This window comes from Mucilaginibacter kameinonensis (assembly GCF_003675385.1).
Taxonomy (GTDB): domain Bacteria; phylum Bacteroidota; class Bacteroidia; order Sphingobacteriales; family Sphingobacteriaceae; genus Mucilaginibacter; species Mucilaginibacter kameinonensis.
On record NZ_RCWZ01000001.1, the window covers coordinates 719909 to 736834 of the forward strand.

Annotated in this window: 13 protein-coding genes and 1 tRNA gene; 7 read left to right on the forward strand and 7 right to left on the reverse strand. The window is 43.6% G+C overall.

Going from position 1 to position 16926, the window contains the following annotated elements; genetic code table 11:
* Positions 1–185 precede the first annotated feature (185 nt).
* From EAH55_RS03230 to EAH55_RS03245, 4 genes are all read right to left on the reverse strand, one after another.
* Positions 186–1061 carry an OmpA/MotB family protein gene (locus EAH55_RS03230; RefSeq protein ID WP_112574626.1) on the reverse strand — a complete coding sequence of 292 codons (876 nt, stop codon included), beginning with the start codon at positions 1059–1061 and terminating at the stop codon, positions 186–188.
* 253 nt (positions 1062–1314) lie between these two features.
* Entirely contained in the window at positions 1315–1815 is a 501-nt protein-coding gene (locus EAH55_RS03235; protein WP_112574625.1) for a hypothetical protein, read from the reverse strand.
* 126 nt (positions 1816–1941) lie between these two features.
* The gene (locus tag EAH55_RS03240; RefSeq protein WP_317127553.1) at positions 1942–3693 is read right to left on the reverse strand and encodes a S41 family peptidase; all 1752 of its coding nucleotides are present in this window, start codon (positions 3691–3693) and stop codon (positions 1942–1944) included.
* Positions 3694–3755: 62 nt separating this feature from the next.
* Entirely contained in the window at positions 3756–3971 is a 216-nt protein-coding gene (locus tag EAH55_RS03245; RefSeq protein WP_090532134.1) for a hypothetical protein, read from the reverse strand.
* Positions 3972–4164: 193 nt separating this feature from the next.
* Here EAH55_RS03245 and EAH55_RS03250 point away from each other — a divergent pair, with 193 nt between their 5' ends.
* Positions 4165–4737, forward strand: a complete 573-nt coding sequence (locus EAH55_RS03250) for a porin family protein (RefSeq protein WP_114941700.1) — start codon at positions 4165–4167, stop codon at positions 4735–4737.
* A gap of 179 nt (positions 4738–4916) precedes the next feature.
* On the opposite strand, the gene EAH55_RS03255 is transcribed toward EAH55_RS03250, so the two are convergent.
* From EAH55_RS03255 to EAH55_RS30805, 3 genes are all read right to left on the reverse strand, one after another.
* Positions 4917–8339: a ThuA domain-containing protein gene (locus EAH55_RS03255; RefSeq protein WP_121808461.1), complete on the reverse strand. Its 3423-nt coding sequence runs from the start codon at positions 8337–8339 to the stop codon at positions 4917–4919.
* A 205-nt stretch (positions 8340–8544) separates the two neighbouring features.
* Positions 8545–8937: a hypothetical protein gene (locus EAH55_RS03260; RefSeq protein ID WP_121808462.1), complete on the reverse strand. Its 393-nt coding sequence runs from the start codon at positions 8935–8937 to the stop codon at positions 8545–8547.
* A 332-nt stretch (positions 8938–9269) separates the two neighbouring features.
* Positions 9270–9380: transfer RNA gene (locus EAH55_RS30805), tRNA-Asp, on the reverse strand.
* A gap of 152 nt (positions 9381–9532) precedes the next feature.
* Between EAH55_RS30805 and EAH55_RS03265 the strand changes: the two genes are divergently transcribed.
* The 6 genes from EAH55_RS03265 to EAH55_RS03290 all read left to right on the forward strand — a co-directional run bounded on the left by EAH55_RS03265 (position 9533) and on the right by EAH55_RS03290 (position 16922).
* Positions 9533–10009: an Lrp/AsnC ligand binding domain-containing protein gene (locus EAH55_RS03265; RefSeq protein ID WP_090532141.1), complete on the forward strand. Its 477-nt coding sequence runs from the start codon at positions 9533–9535 to the stop codon at positions 10007–10009.
* A gap of 140 nt (positions 10010–10149) precedes the next feature.
* Entirely contained in the window at positions 10150–10830 is a 681-nt protein-coding gene (locus EAH55_RS03270; RefSeq protein ID WP_121808463.1) for an energy transducer TonB, read from the forward strand.
* A 302-nt stretch (positions 10831–11132) separates the two neighbouring features.
* Entirely contained in the window at positions 11133–11615 is a 483-nt protein-coding gene (locus EAH55_RS03275) for a hypothetical protein (RefSeq protein WP_121808464.1), read from the forward strand.
* An 87-nt stretch (positions 11616–11702) separates the two neighbouring features.
* The gene (locus EAH55_RS03280) at positions 11703–12098 is read left to right on the forward strand and encodes a hypothetical protein (protein WP_121808465.1); all 396 of its coding nucleotides are present in this window, start codon (positions 11703–11705) and stop codon (positions 12096–12098) included.
* A 167-nt stretch (positions 12099–12265) separates the two neighbouring features.
* A complete protein-coding gene (locus tag EAH55_RS03285) occupies positions 12266–13663 on the forward strand; it encodes a TolC family protein (protein WP_121809019.1) in 1398 nt (465 codons plus the stop codon).
* 13 nt (positions 13664–13676) lie between these two features.
* The gene (locus tag EAH55_RS03290; RefSeq protein WP_244228086.1) at positions 13677–16922 is read left to right on the forward strand and encodes an efflux RND transporter permease subunit; all 3246 of its coding nucleotides are present in this window, start codon (positions 13677–13679) and stop codon (positions 16920–16922) included.
* Positions 16923–16926 lie beyond the last annotated feature (4 nt).

A 16926-nucleotide genomic window follows, 5' to 3' on the forward strand; every position in this document is an offset into this window, starting at 1 on the left:
CGCTGGTAATTAAAAAACCTGTATTTTATGATCGGTAATTAGAAATAAAAGATTGGATAAATCATTGGCCGTTCCCATGCGACAAGAAAATAGCTTTTGTAGATTGTATTTAAAAACATACAATAATAACAGCACAAAAAAGCCACCCCTGAAGAGAGGTGGCTCTAATATTAATGGTAAACTAATTATTGCTTAGGCGCAGCTGGCTGATCTGCCGGTGCTTTGCCAATCAGGTCCATGAACTGATCAAGTTTTGGTGTAATAATAATCTGTGTACGCCTGTTTTGAGCTTTACCACTTGGGGTTGAATTATCGGCAATCGGGTTGTATTCACCACGGCCGCCGGCAGTTAAACGTTTAGGATCAACCTGGTAGGTAGTTTGCAATGCCTGCACTACAGATGAGGCACGTAAAGCACTTAAATCCCAGTTATTACGGATGTTTTTCTGTGAGATAGGTACGTTATCAGTGTTACCTTCAATCAGCACATCATAAGTGCTGTAGTCCATGATAATTTTGGCTATTTTGCTTAAAGTAGCACCTGCTTTGTCAGATACTTCATAGCTGCCAGATTTGTACAGCATATTATCAGACAGAGAGATGTAAACAACACCTTTTAACACTTTAACATCAACATCCTGAGTTTCCTGAGGAGTTAATGAACGGGTAAGGTTGTTGGTTAACACCATATTAAGTGAGTCGCTTTTGTTTTTAGCATTAACTAACTGCTGAATGTAGCGGTTTGAGCTATTGATCTCGTCAACCAGTTTTGAGATGTTAACATTGCCCTGGCTGCTTGAGTTTAAACATTTGTTCAAGGCGTCCTGCAAAGCGGTTACGTTTGCTTTTTGCTGATCAATTTGCTCTTCAAGGCTTTTGTTGCGGCTGCGCGCCACGGCAAGTGCCTGTTCGCTGGTTTGATATTTAATGCTTAGGTCTTTGGTGCTGTTTTGCAATTGAGTGTAATTAGCATCCAGTTCTTTGTACTTTTTGCTGCTTACACAGCTTTGGCCTAATACTGCTACTACAAGCAGCGCCAAAATGGATATTCGATATTTCATAAGTGTAATTTGATTTAAATCGTTTAACAATAAATCGGTTAACTAAGTAACGAATATAATGTTTGTTTATAGCTAAACCTAAGTAAACAAACTATAAAAGTTAACCTAAATGTGACATATGTGGGCAAGTTTTGTGCCGAAGGATGGCAATGCCCTTCATAGCGAAACAGCAGGGATTTTAAGCAAAAAAGGACTGTCCTTTTGGGGGGACAGTCCTTCATAAAAACAATCAAAATTATAACAAAATAAAAACTTAGTCGCGGTGGCCACGGCCGTGATCATGATCATCGTGACCATGGCCGCGGTTATCGTGTTTCACTACATCAACCCTGCGTACGGTTTTACGTTCAACGTAATGATTGCGGTATTTTTCGTCATGGCTATCGCGAATTACTACCTGATCGTGACGGCCGCGGTATGAGGCATATTTACGTTTGTAAACATCGTTTCTAACCCAAGGGTTACGTTCATTAACCACTACCTTATAACTGTGGTAAACGTCATAGTTTCCAAAGCGTGGAGGCAACATTGCGCCATGTACCCAGGCATTGTTATCAAAATAAACATATTGATGGGCGTTGATATCGTAGTAAGAATCAATATCCGGCAGGTAGTAGTAATCTACATGATCATAACCTACAGGGCCCCATTCGGGCTGACTACCAATATTAATGCTTAAGCTTATTTGAGCGCTGGCTATTTTTACAGTTAAACTGCTTACTAAAATGGCAGCTGTTAAAATTATCTTTTTCATGTTGTGTTATCGTTTGTTTGCAAGTATGACAATAACAAATCATAAAAGTTTAGCCCGTTACATGTTGTAACGGGTAACTAATTGGTTACAATGTTGAATGAAATGTTAAACTGATTGATATTCAGTTTATTCGTCGTCGCTATCTTTATCCGGGGCTTTTTTACCTGCCATGGCCAATACCGGTTTGCCTATAACTTTATAGCTGCCTTCGCCTTTAAGGATGGATGCCAGCTGGGCTTTATCCTGCATGGTTTTTACGGCCTGGGCAAGTTCCTTGTCGTATTTAAAGTTGGTTTCGTAGCGGCCTTTTTCATAATAATAGCGGGATGCTATCTCGTTTTCAAGTACCTGCTTTATCTCGTCTTTATGCTGGATAAGATCGTTCTTTTTGCTGGCCATCAGTTTGGTTTTCAAGCCTTCGTATTCGCCCTGGATATCATTAAACTGTTTATCCTTGGTTGCTTCGGTTTTTAAACGATCCAACAGTTTTTCAGACGCGGTGGTGTAGTTGTAGTTTTTATCGGCCAGGTATTTTATAAAATCATTGTATTCTCCGTCTGATAGAGAGAATGAGCGGGCGTCATTGATTTTAGAGTGTTTGTCCCGGTAAACTGTAGCGTAATCAAATATCAGCAGCTTGCCCACCAACGCCTGGGTAACGTTGGCAAATTTTTCCTGTTTAATAAAAATATCAGGATAGATACCGCTACCATCGTATACAGAGCGGCCATTTTTTGTTTTAAACTCGTGTATAAGCGAATCGGCTACTTTCACTACACTGCCATCATCCTTGCGGTGGGTATAATCCAGCTCCTGGATACAACGGCCCGATGGTACATAATATTTAGCAATGGTGATTTTTACCAGGCTGTTGTATGGTAGGTTGAATGTTTGCTGCACCAGTCCCTTGCCATAGCTGCGTTGCCCGATAATTACCGCGCGGTCAAGGTCTTGCAGCGAGCCGGCAACAATTTCACTTGCCGATGCCGAATGGCTGTTAACCAATACCACCAATGGTAAATTAGGCTCAAGCGGAGCACTGATGGTACTGTAGGTAAAATTCTTTTCTTTTATTTTTCCCTTTTGCGATACGATCTCTACATCCTTCTGCACAAAAAGGTTCACGATCTTAACAGCTTCCTGTAAAATACCTCCGCCATTTGAGCGAAGATCGAGGATGATGCCGTTCGGGTTTTTCTTTTTTAGTTCGGTAAGCGCGGTGGTAACTTCTGCAGCCGAGTTTTCGAGGAATTTATCGAGCTTGATATAGCCCATATTGCCCTCAACCATTCCATAGTAGGATACATTGGGCTGTTTAATCTCATCGCGGACAAGGTTTTTCTCAAAAGGCTGAGGGGTATTATCGCGCTTGATAAACAGTTTGATAGCTGCGCCTTTAGAACCTTTAAGTAATTGGCTCACCTGGTCGTTATCTTTACCATTCAGGTCAACGTCATTGATTTTTAGGAGCTGATCGCCAGGGTGTACATCGCCTTTTTGGGCGGGGAAGCCAGCAAAAACTTCGGATACAAATACTTTACCGTTACGAACAAAGATGCTGGCACCAATACCGCCGTATTGGGTGCTTACGTAGTGAAGCTTATAATCTTCAATTTCCGATTCGGGTACAAACTCGGTATAAGGGTCAAGGCCATCGAGCATGGCGTCAACGCCGGTTTTTACCAGTTTGGCCGAATTGATATCATCGACATAGTTAACATTAACCTCTTTATAAACCGAGGCAAAAACATCAAGGTTCTTCGAGATCTGAAACAGGTCGTCATTAAAACCCACTATGCCCGCGGCCAACAATGCAATACCTGCAAATAAGCCTGCTTTTTTGTATCCTTTTTTGAACACTAAACCCTGTTTCATCATTTATCCTCGAAAAAATAAAAATACAAAAAAGCTATCCAGTTTGTATAACCGTAGTGTCTATTTTACAGTCGGTTGGTATCAATATTAACCAGGGCCTTTTTTAACGTGAAAACCACATACTTACGATCCCGGTTTACAAGGTCCATCAGTTTGGTAATCAGGCTTTCTTCCTGCCCTTCGCTGTATTTCAACTGCTCGTCTGTAAGGTGGTTGTATTTACGTTGAATTTTAATTTTTACGCGTTCCCAGTCTTTGTTTGTAATACTGATTTCAGCCATGTTTAATTTATTTTCAGCAAAAATATAAAAAATACCAAGTTGCTACTGTTTAAATGTTTGGCTCGTGTATTGATATTGCCTATTACGGCCTTAATATAGGCCGGGTTATAAACCAAACTAAATTAATAACGTAGAGCTGTATACAATTTTAAGGATTACGTGCGTTACGGCTTTACATTTAACAACGAAAAACATGAAAAAGTATCTATTAAGTGTGGCATTACTGATTGCAGTAAGCATCAGTGCCAAAGCACAGTTTTCTTTAGGAGTGAAAGGTGGCGTCAATTTTTCAAAGATCGGCTCCGATAATTTCAGCGACAAAAACCTCACCGGTTACCAGGCCGGTTTATTTGCCCGTGTAGGTAACAGCGTTTATCTGCAACCGGAGCTTTACCTGAGCGGTACAGGTGGTAAATTTGAATCGAACGATAACAATACAGCTTTTAGTGGTAAAGTAAGGTTCACTAACTTGAACGTGCCGTTGTTGATAGGTAAATCATTTGGTGAAAAAGATTTGAATTTCCGTATCATGGCCGGCCCTATCTATACTTACGAGCTTGATCATAGTACCAGTCTGGGCAATAACATCAGCAATGCCGCAACCGATTTTAATAAAAGTAACCTCGGTTTTCAGGCCGGCGCCGGTGTTGATATTGGTTCCATTACTGCAGACCTGCGCTATGAAGGTGGCTTAACTAAAGTAAGCGACAGCTTTGCCAAACGCCAAAACCTTTGGGCGTTAAGCGTGGGCTTTAAGATTTTCTAAGCTTGAAGTTCGTGGAGACACGAACTTGGGGTAAGTAAAACGACCCGGCAGGTTAACCTGCCGGGTCGTTTTTATGATTGTTTAATTATGTCATTGCGAGCGATAGCGTGGCAATCGCACAGCAGCAGAGCCGCTCTGTATAGCATGCGATTGCTTCGTTCCTCGCAATGACATTTTACCTACTTCGCGCTAAATACTACCGAAGTTACCCCGGCTGTCATAGCGGCTTTACTTGCCGGTTTATATACAAAGAACAGTTTGTGCATTTTGCCATCTGTTACCGGTGTAAGTACTATATGAACAGCGCCGCCTTTGGCATCTTTGGCTGGCACCGGCATGCTGCCTTTACCTGCAAGTGCGCCTGTTTCTGAATCAAGCCTCAACTCAAAATTAAGCGGAGCAGTTGGTGGCGCCTGCCAGAAGTTGGTTAAGTTAACAGAACGTACGCCAGTTAAGTCGATATTCTCCAGTTCAAACCAGCCATCAGTACCGGGGTAGATCATCAGGTTCATACCATTGTATTTAAAGGCGGTAAATCCGTTGAATTTCTCGGTGCCTTTAAACTGATAGGTGCTGCTGTTTAATGATACAATGCTGCTTCCGGTTAGTTTTTTGATGTCGTTGCCACCATTATCGGTGTATTTGGCCGATAATACCAGCGCTGCCGACTGTTGTTTTTCTGGCGGAGCAGGCATGATAGTACCAGATGCCGCTAACGATGGCTTTTGATCGCTGTTATCAAGCGAAAGCACCCAGTTAATGATCTGGTCAACATCACCCTGTTTAATGTTTGGATGTGCCGACATCGCGGTTTCGCCCCAGACGCCCGCACCACCTTTTATTACCTTTTGGGTAAGCTTGGCCATTGCATTAGGATCTTTTTTGTATTTGGCTGCAACCTGTACAAATGATGGGCCTATTGATTTGCCATCTTCCTTGTGACAGCTTTTGCAATCCATGGTAAGCATGAGTGTTTTACCACGGTTTTCAGGCTCACCCTGCTCGTGTTGTGCTGCAGACTGGGCTTTGTCAAATCCTTCTATATAATCCAACCCTACGTAAATGCGTTTCGGATCAACTGCCTTGGTATCCGGTCCGTCGGTTACATTAACCGCGTATTTGAACGGAACGCCTGGCAGGTAGAATGATTTGTTACCACCGCTGATATTGATGCTAACGGTTGGTTGCTCGTTACCTGCGTAAACGCTAACCGGTGCGCTCTTGCTCGATGCACCTTTATCGTCTTTTGCTTCAACAGTAATTTTGTAATCGCCAACTGTTGTGTAAGTATAACTGAGCGACGGTGTGGTTGTTTCCTTGGTTACGCCATTACCCAGGTTCCAGGTATAAGATACGTTGTCTTTTTCCGGGTCGGTAGCGTTAACAGCAAGCTTAACGGTAAACGGTAACACGCCGGATGTTTTATCAGCTTTGAACGATGAAATTTCAGGCGGGCGGTTTCCTCCAATATAATCTATGCGGAATAAACCGGCATCAGGGTTATGCGAGAACCATCCGCTGCCGTACTCTAAGCCGTAAAGCCTGCCATCCGGGCCAACTTCCATATCAATCATGGAGTTTACTTTCAGTTTAGGGAAGAAGGGCTCCATTTTGTCAAAGTCGCCTTCTGGAGTAAGGCTAACGGCTTTTATCCAGCCGCGCATCCAGTCGTATGCTAAGAATTTGCCGTTATAGTAATCAGGCAGGCGGGTTTCTTCCGGGAACATGTCGGTATAATAAACCGGACCGGCCATAGCGTTACGACCGCCTGTACCAACCTGCGGGAAATCGGCAGATGGGCCATAAGGGTACCAGATAAACGCCGGTTGAGCCGGTGGCAGATCGGTTAAGCCGGTATTATTGCGCGAATTATTAACCGGGTGCTTAGGATCAAACGCCGGGCCTGATTTACCTGTGGCATAATCATAAAGATGGTACGGCTTGTTATCGCCCACAAAATATGGCCAGCCAAAGTTACCTGCTTTTTTAGCCTGGTTAACTTCATCATAACCCATTGGACCGCGGTTGTCCAGGCTGTCATTATGGGCATCCGGGCCAACTTCGCCCCAATACAGGTAACCATTTTTTTGATCTACCGAAATACGGTACGGGTTCCTGTCGCCCATTACATAAATTTCGGGGCGGGTTTTTGGTGTACCTTTCGGGAACAAGTTGCCCTCAGGGATTTCATATGTACCGTCGTCTTTAAGGTTGATACGCATAATCTTACCACGCAGGTCATTGGTATTACCGGCCGAACGGCGCGCGTCAAATTGTAAATGGCCTGGTCGGTCATCAAGCGGAGCATAACCACTGCTTACGTACTTTTGACCTTTTTCATCAAACGGTGTTGAGTTATCACCGGCCGAGAAGAACAGGGTTTTATCCGGTCCCGGGCCGAAGGCAATTGAACCACCGGTATGGCAGCAGATATCACGCTGGGCTTTCACCTCTAAAATAACTTTCTCGGTTTTTTTATCCAGTGTATCATTTTTAAAGGTAAACCTCGAAAGGCGGTTAACTGAGCTATCGGCAGGACTATAGTAAATATAGATCCAGTTGTTTTTTTCAAACTGCGGGTCTTTGGCGAGGCCAAGCATCCCTTCTTCTGCATTCACGTTTGGTACGTGGGCTTTCCAGTACACATCAAAAAAGCCAACCTGTTTTACCTTTTGGGTGTCATGTTTGTATAACATGATCTCGCCACGGCGCTGGATCACCATGATATCCAGGTTGGGCAATATGGTCATTTCGGTAGGCTCAAAAAACTCGCCTGTTGAAAGCTGGGTTTTCTTAAAGCGGTCTTCATCCGGAGGCAGCTGGGTTTTAGCCTTGCTGTAATTCAGTTCTTTGTTTTCGCCTATGGCGTATTTAATACCGGCAAGCAGCATTTTCAGGTAACCGGTTTCTTTATAAGTTTCGTCGGTATGGCCCATAGCGGTATAAAATGCGCGACCGCCGTCAAAGTCATGATACCAGGTAGCCGGGTGCAGCCCCATACGTTTACCGCCTTTGTAGGTGCTTTCGTCAAGCGTTATCAACACATGTACATCGCTGGCCAATGGCTTGCGGAAACTGTAAAACTCGTCGGTACGTTTCCAAACTTTAGGCAGGTCTTTAGTCGCGTCGTTATTGGCATCAACTATATTATAAGTACCTGGTTGTACATTGGGGTTTTTATCATGAATGCCGGGATGGTCATAAAACCAGGCGCCAACCAGGCGGCCGTACCAGCCCCAATCATATTCGGTATCCGCTGCAGCGTGGATGCCTACAAAACCGCCTCCAGCTTGTATATAACGCTCAAAAGCTGCTTCCTGCCTGTAATCAAGCACGTCGGCGGTGGTACTTAAAAAAATAACAGTAGAGTATTTTTTTAAGGTATCTTCATTAAACATGGCCGAGTTTTTTGTGGTATCCACATCAAAACCATTCTCTTCTCCGAGTTTTTTGATAGCTACAATGCCTGCATCAATAGATGCATGATGGAAGCCCATGGTTTTTGAAAAGATAAGTACCCGCGGTTTATTGGGGCGTGTTTTGTTACAGGATAAGTAAATGCAGCTAATTGCCACAAGAACCATCAGGACGATTTTTTTCATATCGACTTATTGTGGGTTTTGGGTTAATTGGTTTTAATGTTATTGAATTCAGGGTTTCAGCCGCAATCTACTCAATCGATTGCAATAAATTGCTGCTAACCAAATTTATAACTAAATATTTACGAAACAAGATGCAATGTGTAAAAATGACACAATATTTTTTGCTGTGATTTTGACGGTTTTTTGAGAATGGGTACAGGAAAGATTATTTCCTCTTCCTGTTTTCGAGCATATCGGCAATACTGATTCCGTAGCAATCTGTGATAAGTGTCGAAATTATATCGATTGGAACTTCTGATGCGTTGGTGAAATTGATGCAGCCTTTTTGGAATTTGGCCACAGGTAATAGCTTGGCGTATTTGGCGTGCAGTGCCGGGTTCATATAAATAGGCATACAATGTAGGGACATGTAATTTTTAACAGCCGCAAGTCCGTATTTCATAATGCCTCTTTCTTTATAAAGGATCATCTGCTTGCCCATCATGCTTTCAATCATGGCTGAAACTGTATGATCATTAGCAATAACGGTATTGTGTATATCTGTTAAGAAAGCTTGCCTTTCGTCGAATTGTTCAAGAATATACTCGGATGGTGTCATGAGATTTGGCTTGGTATACTAAGCTACAATATTTTTTGCCTGAAACACAACTGCAGAAAACCTATAAAAACAGCAAAGCCCCTGATGGGCAGGGGCCTTTACTAACCAATTATAAACCTAAATTATGAGAAGAGCTGTAGGAGAAGGAGTCGAACCTTCACGGAGTGGTTATTTTTATTGCTAAAAGTTTCCCAATTTCTCCGCCACCGCGACAAGGAGGTGTGTCTGCCAAAAATTTCACCATCCTACAGTATTGTAAGTTTCAAGTCTGAAGTCTTCGGTTCTAAGTCTTTTTTTTAACTTATCACTTTAAGCTTCGTATCTTAAACTTGCTGTTGGGGAAGGATTCGAACCTTCACAGAGTGGTTAGCCCTTACGGGTTTCCCAAGTTCTCCGCCACCGGGACAAGGAGGTGTGTCTGCCAAAAATTTCACCACCCAACATTGTTTTTTCTTTTAAAGAACATTAAGCATTTCCCTTTTGCTTGATACAAATTTAATAGGACTATCCATTTCTTGCAAATATTTCAACAAAAATATTTTATTTTTAATCGAATTTTAATTAAACTTGTATTTCAATATAGATATTCAAATTTATGTCCCACAGAAAAGCTCAAAATTTAGAAATTGATAATCTTGACATCCAGATTTTATCAATATTAATGAAGAATGCTACTACTCCGTACACCGAGATAGCAAAAGAGTTGATTGTTTCTGGCGGAACCATACACGTGCGGATGAAAAAGTTAGAGGAGATGGGTGTAATAAAAGGGGCCAGCCTTGAGGTAGATCCACAAAAATTAGGATACGATATCACAGCGTTCCTGGGCATCTACCTTGAAAAAGGATCACAGTATAATGAAGCGGTAAAGCAGTTAAAAACAATTAAAGAGATTGTTGAGCTGCATTACACCACCGGCGAGTGGAGCATTTTTGCTAAAATAGTATGCCATGATACCACTCACCTGCGCGAAGTTTTGAACGAGCAGATTCAGGGTGTAAGAGGTATACAACGTACCGAAACCTTCATCTCGCTTGAAGAAAGTATCAGGAGGCAGATAACGCTGGAATAAATTTTTACTCAAATTATTGAAACGCCCGTAGCCTGGTTTTTACCGGGCTATGGGCGTTTGTTTTTTATGAAAATGTCAAAAAAGGGATTGTAAAACAGTCCGCCAAACATAATCCCCGATTTATTGTCGATATTTATACTATGCTAAAAGCGCTGTACATCAATATCGCATTACTCATTTTTGTGACAGGTAATGTACTTGCCCAGCAACCAACGTTTAAAGGCGGAGCACAGGCACTTGATGATTTCCTGAAAGCAAAGATCATTTATCCGGAATACTCCCGGCAAAACTGTATTTCGGGTACTATCCATGTTTCGTTTAAAGTTGATAAAGATGGTACTGTACGTGACGCTAAAGTACAGGATGGCCCGGGTATCGACCTTGATGATGAAGCTTTAAGGGTTATTAAACTCAGCTCCGGGCAATGGGTTATCCCGGCAGGGTATAATTTGGCAACCAATATTATTCAGCCCATTCGTTTTGATCCTGATGCCGCACGCTGCGGACCAGCCAACATCCGCGATATGCAAAGTGCCATTGCCAGCTACAAAGCACAACAGGAACTGGAAAACGCCGTAACCAATTATTATATCAATAAGTACAAAGGCAAAGCCGATACCACTAAAGAGGCAATCATTATCAACCTTAAAAAACAGCTTGGCTATGACGATGATTTTATAACCGACGTGCTAAGCCAAGCCAACGAAAAATTTAAACAAGGCGATAAAGAAGGCGCTTGCCGCGACTGGAACTTTATCCGCAATATAGGCAGCGATAAGGCTGATAATTTTATTAAAAAGTATTGTGCCCCTAACCCCTAAAGGGGAATGATTTTGCATCGTCTTTGCGTTACAAACGCAAGCCTATTTTAAGCACTCATTATAAATGAGCGCAAGAAGATTTTTTGAGCGTAGAAAATTATGTCATTGCGAGGAGGAACGACGAAGCAATCGCATGCTATACAGGGCCGCTTTGCTTCCGTGCGATTGCTTCGTGCCTCGCAATGACATATTTTAAATTGCACTCGTTTGCAATGGGCATGATTTTAAACAAGGTTTTTATTGCCCCAATACAAATGAGATCTTACACCTCCATCCCATAAATTTCCTACCTTGCCACGGTTATGAAAACCGAACCTGAACTTCGCAAAAAAATAAAAACCTGGGTTGTAGTATTTATTATAGGCCTGGTGTTAAGTGGCGTAACCGCCTTTCCTATCGAAACCGAATTAGCCTGGCTGGCAAATCACGCGTCCGCATTTCCTGGATTTTTACAGGATTGGATAACCAAAGTATATCTCGCTGTAAAAGTCACCAATCAAAACTATCCTTACCTGGCCTATGGTACCGACTGGCTGGCTTTTGGCCATCTGGTAATCGCGATGGTATTTGTTGGTCCGCTGAAAGATCCGGTTAAAAATATCTGGATCATACAGTTTGGCATGATAGCCTGCGTTATGGTATTTCCGCTGGCCTTTATTGCCGGGCCTATCCGCGGTATTCCTGTTTACTGGCGGTTTATTGATTGCTGTTTTGGTATTTTCGGGATTATGCCTTTATATATTGTGTATAAGGATATCAAAAAACTGGAAGCTTTAGCACGATAGGATTAAACCTTAAAAGCTGATTGCAACAATAGTGTTGCAAAACAAATTCGCATTTTTTATCATTTTTGCATAGTATAAGTTAAAGGGTTGAAAAAGAGCAAGCTTGCATATTTAAAAGCGGCGCTGATTTTATCGGTAACGGCTGTTTATTTGCTTATCTCTTGCTCTCATATCTTTTTTGTACCGCGTTTAACACATTCGGCTACTAAACTGCCTCCCGGCTATAACTCTATATTTAAGCGTAAAACCGAGAACTTACGTAGCAGCCTGTCAGAAAGAAACTCTATCCAGAGGCCTGACAGATATACTTTTGAAGAAAAAAAATCAGCTGCCGACTGGCTTACAGCGGTTATAGGGTCTTTCACCCTGCTGTTTTTTGTATTGCAGTTATGGAAGCTAAGCCCTAAACCCTATGTAAGGTCGCTTAGGTTGCTGATAGACCGCCAATACGTTTACCTTTCTCTTTGTAATTTCCGGATCTGATGTAATTAAGCGGTGGACATCTCATCCACAGCTACATCCTGCTTATTCATTTTTTTAATTCATTCATTCCATCATTTACCGGTATCAGCCTGTAATGGGTTTGCTGGTTATTTATAATTAGCCTCTTATACCCGTAAATGTTGGTAAGCATTTTTCGGAATTTATATATGTTAATTTCAAAGAAAAGCTGCTGCCTATTGCTGGGCTTGTTTATAACCGCATGCAGTTATGCCCAGCAGCAGCAAAATAGTACTCCGGTTAGCTTAAAAACGTTGCTCAACAGCGTAAACCAAAACGCGCCAACGTTGCTAACCGATTCGGCGGCGATAGCCATAAAAAGAGCTATGGCTACCGAAACCCGCAACAACTGGCTGCCCAACCTTAAATTAAATTACCAGGCCGATTATGGCACAAACAACAACGTGGCTGGTCCGTATTTTGGCTTTGGTATTATCCCTTCAAACTCGCGAGGCGTACGCACAGAAAGTAATACCACCACGGTATCGGCCAATGTAGGTGTTGCCGCGCTCGATTGGGAGATCTATAACTTTGGCGCTTACGGCGCGCAAAATAAAGTGGCCAACTCCGATATCCAGGTGCAACAAAGCCAGTTTGCCGATTCAAAGTATCAGCTGCAGGCATACACCATTGGTAATTACCTGATGTTGTTAAGATTGGAAAATTTTCTTTCTATCCAGGCCCGCAATATCAGGCGAAACCAGGAAATCCGGCGTTCAGTGCAATCGCTTGCCAAAAGCGGTGTGCGTGCCGGTGTTGATACCAGTATAGCAGAAGCCGAACTGTCAAAAGCCCGGTTAAACTATATCGAGCTCAATAACCAGGTAAAGCAGGTTCAACTACAGCTATCGGCTATCAGCGGCTTACCCTATCAAACCATTGTACCAGATACTACTTTTGAACAGAGCCTCATCGGTACAGAAAATAGCCTGCAGCCCTCAGACGTTGATACAGCCAATCATCCCCTCATCAACTACTATAAATCTGTATACCAAAACAGTCTGCAGCGCGAGGAGCTTGTTAAGAAAAGCTATAACCCTAAAATAATGCTTGAAGGCGCTGTTTGGGGCCGTGGTTCAAGCGTTGACGCTAACGACCATTTTAACAGCCTGAGCAGCGGCTGGGGTTTCGACAGGAACAATTACCTGGTAGGTATAGGCGTTTCCTATAACCTGTTTGATATCCGCCGCCGTCAGTTAAAATTGCGCACGCAACGCGCCAATACCGATTATACCCGGAAAAAGCTGGAAGAACAAAAGCAATTGCTGGCGGTGAGTGCCAACCAATCGAATGTTGAGCTACAGACCGCACATGAACGATTGCTGGAGATCCCCCATCAGCTTAAAGCCGCGACAGATGGTTATCGTCAGAAACTATCGTTGTATAAAAACGGCTTAACCGATATTATCGAACTCAATGCCGCGCTAAACATCCTTTACCGCGCCGAAACAGATTACGTACAGGCTAAATATGCTTACTCGAACGCGCTGTTCCAGAAAGCCATTACCGAAAACCAGGTAAGTTCTGTATTAAACCTTTTAAAATAATTTAGCTATGTCAATGGTCACATCCGCACTTAAAAGGCCTATCACAACAGTGGTGGTTACCTTGAGCCTGCTCATTTTCGCGGTGCTTAGTGCTATCAATATACCAATAGATATTTTCCCGAAATTAAACCTGCCCACCATTTATGTAATTGAATCATACGGGGGGATGTCGCCCCAGCAAATGGAGGGCTTCTTTTCTACCCGTTTGCAGGATCAGTTCCTGTACGTAAACGGTATCAAGAGCATCACCAGTAAAAACATCCAGGGCTTAACTATGGTGAAGCTAAGCTTTTACGAAAGCACCGATATGGCCGAAGCACAGGCCCAGGTAGCCTTGCAGGTAAGTCGTGTAATGAGCTTTTTCCCTCCGGGAGCATTGCCCCCGCAGGTGGTAAGGTTTGATGCCTCGTCGCTACCTGTAGGTCAGTTGGTGCTATCGGCCCCAAATCGTAGTCTGAAGGATATTTACGATATGGCGGCCACCAAAGTAAGGCCGATGTTTGCAACAGTTCCGGGATTGTCTGCCCCGCCGCCGTTTGGTTCAAATGCCAGGTCAATCACTTTAAATGTTGACCCTAACAAACTCAGAAGTTATGGCCTTACCCCCGATGAGGTGGTGAGCGCGTTAGCTAAGTTTAACGTGATGTCGCCTTCGGGTAACCTGAGGTTAGGCAACACCATGTTTGTAACTACGGTTAACACGCTGATTAACCAAACCGATGAGTTTGGCAACATACCTGTAGTAACCAAAAACGGCGTGCCCATTTTAGTAAAAGACGTTGCCCGTGTTGCCGATGCTACCGACGTTACGGTTGACTATGCCCTGATCAATGGCAAGCGCTCCGTTTATTTGCCGGTGGTAAAAACCGCCGATGCCAGTACCTGGAGCGTGGTGCAGGCCTTGAAAAAGAAGATCCCGGAAATTCAGGGCCTTTTGCCTGACGACGTTAAGATCTCGTACGAGTTTGATCAATCTATTTTCGTAATAAACGCAGTAAAAAGCTTGTTAACCGAGGGCGGCTTAGGTGCTTTGCTTACCGGCCTGATGGTGTTACTGTTTTTGCGCGACTGGCGAAGCAGCTTGATTGTGGTGATCACCATCCCGGTATCTATCTTATTAGGCGTACTGTTGCTTGGCTTATTCGGTCAAACTATCAATATCATGACCCTGAGCGGACTGGCGCTTGCTATCGGTATCCTGGTAGATCAGGCTACGGTGACCATTGAGAATATTCACCAGCACCTGGAGATGGGCAAAAGCAAGGCGCAGGCAATTTTTGATGCCTGCCAAGAAATTTCGTTTCCGCTGCTACTCATCCTGCTTTGTATCCTGGCGGTGTTTGCACCATCATTTATGATGAACGGAGTGCCTAAGGCCATGTTCCTGCCACTGTCGTTATCCATCGGTTTAACCATGATTGTATCATACATCATAGCGCAAACGTTGGTGCCCATCATGTCCAACTGGCTCATTAAGGCCGAAACTTATCAGCATTATGAGCATGGCAAATTACACGCCCATGCGGGTGAAGCTATGGACAGACCCGAAGAAGGCCAGGTAAACCATCACCTGCGGCAGGAAGAACAACATCCCGAAAAGAATGACCTGTTTGAGCAGGTAAAAATGCGGTTCATGAACATCCTCAAAAAATGGATGCCCAATAAACGCATCATTGTACCTGTTTACCTTGTTGTGGTGCTGGCACTTGCCGGTATTTGCTTTGTTACCATTGGTAAGGATATGATGCCGAAACTTAACAACGGGCAGTTCCAGATCAGGATTAAAGAGCCGGATGGCACCAGGCTTGAACGTACCGAAGATGGGTTGAAACAGGTGCTACAGATCATCGATAGCACAGTAAACCATCATGTGGCTATTACATCCGGCTACGTGGGGATTGTGCCCAGCAGCTACGGAACCAGTAATCTTTACGTGTTTAACACCGGTACGCATGAAGCTGTATTGCAGGTTAACCTTGATGAAGATTATCACATCAATATGGATGAGCTTAAAGATGCCCTCCGTAAAAATATAGCATCAAGGATCCCCGATCTTCGCGTCACTTTTGAACCTATCGACATGACCGAGAAGATCATGAGCCAGGGCGCTTCTACCCCTATAGAACTAAGGGTGGCTGGTAAAGATATGGCACAGATAGAGGGTTATGCTAATAAAGTGTTAGCCGGACTTAAAAAGATAGATTACCTGCGGGACGTACAGATCACCCAACCTTTAAAATTCCCGGTGGTAGCAATAACCCTTGACAGGCTTAAAGCCGCCCAGCTGGGACTGGATATTAAAGATGTCGCCCGTTCGGTTACGGCCAGTACTTCATCAAGCCGTTTTACAGAAAAGAACCTTTGGCTCGATGATAAATCGGCCTATACTTACCAGGTGCAGGTTCAGATTCCGGAGTATGTGATGAACACCATGGATGAGCTGAAGGAGATCCCGCTGGTAAAGGGGCAAAGTACCCCGGTGCTTGGCGATATCGCCAGTTTCAAGGTTAACTATGTCCCCGGCGAATATGACCGTACCGGTCCGCGGCGCTTTTTAACGGTAAGTGCCAATATTTATAAGAAGGATTTGGGTACAGCTACCGCTGCTGTACAAGAGGTAATTAAATCGGTTGGGGCGCCTCCTAAAGGGTTAATTGCGGAGGTCAAAGGGATGTCGAGCTTGCTGACAGAAACGCTTGACAGCTTACAAAACGGTTTGATGTTTGCCATTTTGGTGATCTTCTTACTGTTGGCTGCCAATTACCAGTCGTTTAAATTATCGCTTACAGTATTATCAACAGTTCCGGCGGTAATATTAGGTTCGTTAACGGCATTGTTGCTTACCGGGTCGACACTTAACTTGCAAAGTTATATGGGTATGATCATGTCTACTGGGGTATCGGTAGCGAACGCCATCCTGATTGTAACCAATGCCGAAACATTAAGGCTCGATTACAAGGACTCAACAAGGGCGGCCATTACCAGTGCCTCTATCAGGTTAAGGCCAATTCTCATGACCAGTTTGGCCATGATGGCCGGTATGATCCCGATGGCATCAGGCATGGGTGAGGCCGGGGAACAAACCGCTCCGTTAGGCCGCGCGGTGATAGGCGGCTTGTTTGCCTCAACTTTGGCCGCGCTGTTTATACTGCCGCAGGTATTTGCCTGGGTTCAGCAAAAAACTACCTATGATTCTCCATCCCTGTTAAAGGATGTAAATGTTAACCAACCGCAACAACTTGAAACTTCCAATAGCTAATATC